Here is a 4257-nt window from a genome sequence, read left to right on the forward strand (position 1 = left end):
ATGATCGTGCTGGAGACTGCATTGCCGGCCAAGTTCAACGAGACCATACGCGAGGCCCTGGGCCGCGATGCGGACCGTCCGGCCGGCTTCGAGAACATCGAGGACCTGCCGCAGCGGTTTGTCGTGATGCCGGCGGACGCGGCACAGGTGAAGCAGTTCATCGTGGAGCATACGGGGCTTTAAGACGGAGCCGAGCGCGGACTGGTGCCCCGGCGCGGCCAACCCGCCCTACAATATGCGGATTACGTTTAATCTCTGCACATGAACAAAACGAATCCCATGCTGAGCGTTCAGCAAGCGCTCGATTTCCTCCTGGCCGCAGCCAGGCCCGTTACCGGCACCGAAGTCATCCCCACGCTTGCGGCCAACGGCCGCGTGCTTGCCGCCGACCAGTCCTCGCTGCTGAACGTGCCGCCGATGGACAATACCTCGATGGACGGTTATGCGGTGCGTGCCGCCGACTGCGCACTGCCGGCGGTGACCATGCCGGTCAGCCAGCGCATACCGGCAGGGCATGTGGGCCAGGCCCTGCAGCCCGGCACGGCTGCCCGCATTTTTACCGGCGCAATGATTCCCGCCGGTGCCGACGCCGTCGTGATGCAGGAAATGTGCGAATTCCACAAGGACGAGGCCGGCGACCGCGTGACGATCCGTCATGCGCCGCAAAGCGGCGAATGGATACGGCGGGCCGGGGAAGACATCCGCGCCGGCAGCGTGATACTGCCGGCCGGCACCCGACTGCGGGCCCAGGAACTTGGCCTGGCCGCCTCGGTCGGCCTGGCCAGCCTGCCGGTGGTGCGTCGCCTGCGCGCCGCGGTGTTTTTCACCGGCGACGAACTTGCCATGCCCGGCGAGGAACTCAAGCCCGGCGCGATCTACAACTCCAACCGGTTTACCCTGCGCGCCTTGCTCGAAAATCTCGGCTGCGAGATTGCCGACTATGGCATCGTGCCCGATACGCTGGATGCCACCCGCGACACCCTGCGCAGGGCGGCGCAGGACAATGACCTGATCATCACCTCCGGCGGCGTTTCGGTCGGCGAGGAAGATCACATCAAACCGGCAGTCGAGGCAGAAGGGCGCCTGAACATGTGGCAGATTGCCGTCAAGCCCGGCAAGCCGCTGGCATTCGGCGAGGTCAATCGCCAGCAGGGCAAAGACGAGGACGCCGGCAAAGACAAGGGCGCGGCCTGGTTCCTCGGGCTGCCCGGCAATCCGGTGTCCAGCCTGGTGACCTTCATGTTGTTCGTGCGGCCCTTCATCCTGCGCCTGCAGGGCGTGGACAAGGTGGCGCCGCAAGCCTGCGTGATGCGCGCCGACTTCGAATGGCCCAAGGCCGACCGGCGCAATGAATTCCTGCGCGCCCGCATCAACGATAGCGGCGGCCTCGACCTGTTCCCCAACCAGAGTTCCGGGGTGTTGACCAGCACCGTGTGGGGCGACGGCCTGGTAGACAATCCGGCGGGAACCACCATCGCCCGTGGCGACAGCGTGCGCTTCCTGCCTTTTCATTCCCTGCTTTACTGAATCATTGAACGGCGATCCGATGCAGATACAGCTACGTTTTTTTGCCAGCGTGCGCGAGGCGCTCAACACCGCCCAGGAGTCGGTCGACCTGCCGTCCGGGATCAGGACCATAGGTGATGTCCGCTCGCACTTGCAGGCGCGCGGCGGAGCATGGGCCGAGGCGCTGGCGCAGGGGCGCGCCTTGCGCATGGCCTATAACCAGCAGATGAGCGACGAGTCGACCCCGATCACCCCGGGTTGCGAAGTCGCTTTCTTCCCGCCCGTCACGGGCGGCTAGGAGTCGCCATGCCAGTACGGGTGCAGCAGCAAGATTTCGACTTGAGCCATGAAGTGGCCGCCTTGCGGGCAGGCCAGGCCGGGATCGGTGCCATTGTCAGCTTTGTCGGCACGGTGCGCGACATGAACGACGGTTCCAGCGTGGCGGCGATGGAGCTGGAACACTACCCCGGCATGACGGAAAAGGCGCTGGAGGATATCGTTGCCAAGGCAAAAGCCCGCTGGCCAGTGCTGGACGCGCTGGTGATTCACCGTGTCGGCCCGCTGGCGCCGCTCGACCAGATCGTGCTGGTTGCGGTGACCGCGCCGCATCGGGGCGAGGCTTTCGATGCCTGTGAATACATCATCGATTACCTGAAGACCGAGGCGCCGTTCTGGAAGAAGGAACAGACGCCCGAGGGGGCACGCTGGGTCGACGCGCGCGTCACCGATGATGTGGCGCTGGCAAAATGGAAAGAGGGCGACTGATGAACTGGCTCGCCGTCGGCCTGGGCGCAAGCATGGGAGCATGGTGCCGCTGGCATCTGGCCCTGCGACTGAACACGGTGCTGACGGCCGTTCCCCTCGGCACCCTCGCAGCCAACCTGATCGGCGGCTATCTGGTCGGGCTTGCCGTGGCCTTGTTCCAGGCCTATCCCGGCTTGCCCGAAGCATGGCGGCTGTTCCTGATCACCGGATTGCTCGGCGGACTCACCACCTTTTCAACGTTCTCGGCAGAAGCGATGCTGATGCTTCAGCGTGGCCAGTACCTGTGGATGCTGGGGCATTCGGCGCTGCATCTGGTCGGGTCGATCCTGTGCTGCATCGCCGGGTATGCGACGTTTCGCGCCCTGACCTAAGGCTGCAGCAGGCATCCCGGGCGATGCCTGCTCCTCCAGTTTCAATTCAAGACAACCGGCGCCGCCTGTGCGCCGCTCATCCCCGGCATCGCCAGCTCGACTTCCCACTGCGCCGTCTTCACACCATCCTGCAATAGCTTGCAGAAGCCATGCAACACCCGGTCCGAGAAGGCGATTTCGAATCGTTTGCCGGCGGTGTCGATGAATTCGATGCGGACCGGCTGGTTTGCCTTCAGGTGGAAGTTGGCCGTCGTCACCAGCAAGGGCTCGGCACCGAGTGGATATTCCTGTGCGGTATCTTCGAACTTGGCGGCAAAACCCCCGCGCCGGACGTTGTCGCTGATCGAGGCTTCATGCGCCATGCCCACGATCTCGCGCTTGGCATGCTGTGCCTGCGGCTGCTCCAGCGTGACCTTGGTTTCCAGCGCCCGCAGTATGCCCGGCCACAGGCGGATCAGGATGCGGCGCGTAATCCACGCCCGGACTTCATGCAGTGCCTTCTGTTCAGTGCGGAAGGTCGCGCGCAAAAGCAGGCGGTCCTGCTCCTGGTTATAGGCGACTTGAAGCTGGTGCAGTTCCATGGGCCGTCCCGAGATCGGGACAAATCCTTTCTTGAAAATTCGTCATGCATCCCTAGATTCAGAAGAGATGAATTCTTTTTGGGAGTGCAAGAATGCGCGTTGATAAGTTCACAACAAAATTGCAGGAAGCGCTGGCCGATGCCCAGAGCCAGGCCGTGGGCAATGATAACCAATACATAGAGCCGGTGCACATGCTGACCGCGCTGCTGAATCAGGAAGATGGCAGCGCACGTTCGCTGCTGCAGCGCGCCGGCGTGAATGTGGGCAGCTTGCAGAAAGAGCTCAAGCTGGCCGCGGAACGCCTGCCCAAGGTCAGCGGCACCAGTGGCCAGGTCCAGATCGGGCGCGACTTGCTTGGCCTGCTGAACCTGGCCGACAAGGAAGCCCAGAAGCGTGGCGATCAGTTCATCGCCAGCGAAATGGTGCTGCTGGGGTTGGCCGACGACAAGTCGGATGCCGGCCGCGTGGCGCGCGAGCAGGGGCTGACCCGCAAGGCGCTGGAAACGGCGATCGAGGCGGTGCGCGGTGGAGCGGGCGTGAATTCCGCCGAGGCCGAAGGCCAACGCGAAGCCCTGAAGAAATACACGACGGACCTGACTGAGCTGGCGCGCAATGGCAAGCTCGATCCTGTGATCGGCCGCGACGACGAAATCCGGCGCGCGATGCAGGTATTGCAGCGGCGCACCAAGAATAACCCGGTGCTGATCGGTGAGCCAGGCGTTGGCAAGACCGCGATCGTGGAAGGGCTGGCGCAGCGCATCGTCAATGGCGAGGTGCCCGACAGCCTGAAGAACAAGCGCGTGCTGTCACTCGACATGGCGGCCCTGGTAGCGGGGGCAAAATATCGCGGCGAGTTCGAGGAACGGCTGAAGTCGGTGCTGAAGGAACTGTCGCAGGATGAGGGCCAGACCATTGTTTTCATCGACGAACTACATACCATGGTCGGCGCCGGCAAGGCAGAAGGCTCGATGGACGCCGGCAACATGCTCAAGCCGGCACTGGCGCGTGGCGAACTGCATTGCATAGGCGCCACC

At 63.7% G+C, this 4257-nt stretch carries 6 protein-coding genes and 1 pseudogene; 6 read left to right on the plus strand and 1 reads right to left on the minus strand.

Annotated elements, in window-relative coordinates; all coding sequences use genetic code 11:
• The 5 genes and pseudogenes from Q7T06_RS09880 to crcB form a co-directional block, all read left to right on the plus strand.
• Positions 1-183 (plus strand): annotated as a pseudogene (locus Q7T06_RS09880) (threonine synthase); the annotation flags it as partial.
• 78 nt (positions 184-261) lie between these two features.
• Positions 262-1527 (plus strand): gephyrin-like molybdotransferase Glp, encoded by a 1266-nt coding sequence (glp, locus tag Q7T06_RS09885; RefSeq protein ID WP_304784158.1) that lies wholly within the window; start codon positions 262-264, stop codon positions 1525-1527.
• 19 nt (positions 1528-1546) lie between these two features.
• Entirely contained in the window at positions 1547-1804 is a 258-nt protein-coding gene (moaD, locus tag Q7T06_RS09890) for a molybdopterin converting factor subunit 1 (RefSeq protein ID WP_304784167.1), read from the plus strand.
• Positions 1805-1812: 8 nt separating this feature from the next.
• On the plus strand, positions 1813-2271 hold the full coding sequence (gene moaE / locus Q7T06_RS09895; RefSeq protein WP_304784160.1) for a molybdopterin synthase catalytic subunit MoaE: 459 nt from the start codon (positions 1813-1815) through the stop codon (positions 2269-2271).
• On the plus strand, positions 2271-2642 hold the full coding sequence (gene crcB, locus Q7T06_RS09900; RefSeq protein ID WP_304784162.1) for a fluoride efflux transporter CrcB: 372 nt from the start codon (positions 2271-2273) through the stop codon (positions 2640-2642). Before moaE ends, crcB begins: the two co-directional genes overlap by 1 nt.
• Positions 2643-2683: 41 nt before the next feature.
• On the opposite strand, the gene Q7T06_RS09905 is transcribed toward crcB, so the two are convergent.
• Entirely contained in the window at positions 2684-3223 is a 540-nt protein-coding gene (locus Q7T06_RS09905) for a hypothetical protein (protein ID WP_304784164.1), read from the minus strand.
• A gap of 92 nt (positions 3224-3315) precedes the next feature.
• Between Q7T06_RS09905 and Q7T06_RS09910 the strand changes: the two genes are divergently transcribed.
• On the plus strand, positions 3316-4257 hold a 942-nt coding region (locus tag Q7T06_RS09910), incomplete at its 3' end, for a Clp protease N-terminal domain-containing protein (protein WP_304784166.1).

The organism is Herminiimonas sp. (assembly GCF_030645555.1).
GTDB lineage: Bacteria > Pseudomonadota > Gammaproteobacteria > Burkholderiales > Burkholderiaceae_D > Oxalicibacterium.

What these genes read in the sequence shown, in the direction of transcription:
- crcB (WP_304784162.1), top strand. Translation starts at nt 2,271, where the DNA reads ATGAACTGGCTCGCCGTCGGCCTGGGCGCAAGCATGGGAGCATGGTGC.
- Q7T06_RS09905 (WP_304784164.1), bottom strand. Translation starts at nt 3,223, where the DNA reads ATGGAACTGCACCAGCTTCAAGTCGCCTATAACCAGGAGCAGGACCGC.
- moaE (WP_304784160.1), top strand. Translation starts at nt 1,813, where the DNA reads ATGCCAGTACGGGTGCAGCAGCAAGATTTCGACTTGAGCCATGAAGTG.
- moaD (WP_304784167.1), top strand. Translation starts at nt 1,547, where the DNA reads ATGCAGATACAGCTACGTTTTTTTGCCAGCGTGCGCGAGGCGCTCAAC.
- glp (WP_304784158.1), top strand. Translation starts at nt 262, where the DNA reads ATGAACAAAACGAATCCCATGCTGAGCGTTCAGCAAGCGCTCGATTTC.